At 66.1% G+C, this 1,323-nt stretch carries 1 pseudogene; it reads right to left on the bottom strand.

The annotated features are described in order from the left end of the window. Window positions 1–1,294 (bottom strand): annotated as a pseudogene (locus ABZW96_RS37640) (IS701 family transposase); the annotation flags it as partial. Window positions 1,295–1,323: the final 29 nt, after the last annotated feature.

The following is a 1,323-nucleotide window of genomic DNA, read 5'->3' as shown; positions in this document are numbered from 1 at the left end:
AATCGGTGTCGTCGCTGGTAGTGGGCTTTCTTCGCCCGGTATTGGTGGCGTCGGCGCCAGGTCGACCATCGCTGTATGGCGGCGAGGGCTGGGCGGTGGGTGATCAGGTGTGCCAGAAGACGTCGGATTTCTCCGAGTGTGAGCGGGATGACGCCGCTGCCAATGCTTTTGGGGCGATAGCGGCTGTGACGGCGAGGTAGGTGTGGGCGAGCATGGCCAGGGTGATGTGCCGGTACCAGGCGTCGTAGTGGCGGACCTGGTAGTGGTCGAGCCCGACCTCGGTTTTCGCGGTCTGGAAGCAGTCCTCTACGGCCCACCGTGATCCGGCGACGCGGATCAGTTCCTCGTCGGTGGTGCCCGTGGGTGCACAGCACAGGTAGTAGGCGGTCTCCAGTTCGCCCTTGTTGTTCGGGGTCAGGGCTCGACGGGCCAGCAGCCGACGGCTCCAGCCCGCGGCGGTGGTCCACTCGTAGACCGGCAGAGAGGCCACCGCCCAGTCGAACATTCGTGGTCCTTTCGCTCCGGCACCGCAGCTACGGCGTTTCCACGCTTGCGAGGGCGCTTGCTCGACCAGGTGATCGGCGCGTGTGCAGCCCGCGGTGACCGGGATGGTCTGACTACGCGGGACAGCCACGACATACCCGATCCGGCGTTCGTCGAGCCAGGCCCGGAACTTGCCATCGCCGCCGTAGGCCTCGTCAGCGGTAACCCACCGGGCCGGCACTCCCGCATCCAGAGCTCTGGCCAGCATGTTCTTCGCCAGCGTCGCCTTGGTCGCGAATACGACGTCATCGGGCACGCTCGCCTCCCGGCACCGCTGCCGATCCTCGGTCCACGACTTGGGCAGATACAACTCCCGATCGATCAGCGTGCGCCCCCTGCTGCCGGTATAGGCGCAGAACACGCCCAGCTGACAATTCTCGATCCGACCCGCTGTCCGGGAGTATTGCCGTTGCACCCCAGCAGATTTGGTTCCCTTCTTCAAGAAACCGGTCTCGTCCACAACCAGCACCCCGTCCGGGTCCCCAAGGTGCTCGATGGCGTAACCGCGCACGTCATCACGCACCCCATCCGCATCCCACGCCGCCGCATGCAGCAGCCGCTGCATCCCATCCGGCGTGCGCTCACCAGCAGCTTCCGCCAGCGTCCACCCGTTCTTCCCCGCCAGCGGAGCCAGCAACCCCCGCACATACAACCGAGCCCGCAACCGCGGCTCCGCCCGCAAAAACCGGCCCGCGACCCGCCCGAACAACTCATCCAACCCAGCCACCCACGCAGCCAGATCCTCATCCACCGACACGACGAAATAGGCTACCCCACATC

The organism is Nocardia sp. NPDC004168 (assembly GCF_040610355.1).
GTDB lineage: Bacteria > Actinomycetota > Actinomycetes > Mycobacteriales > Mycobacteriaceae > Nocardia > Nocardia sichangensis.
This window is presented reverse-complemented; position numbering and strand designations above follow the sequence as displayed.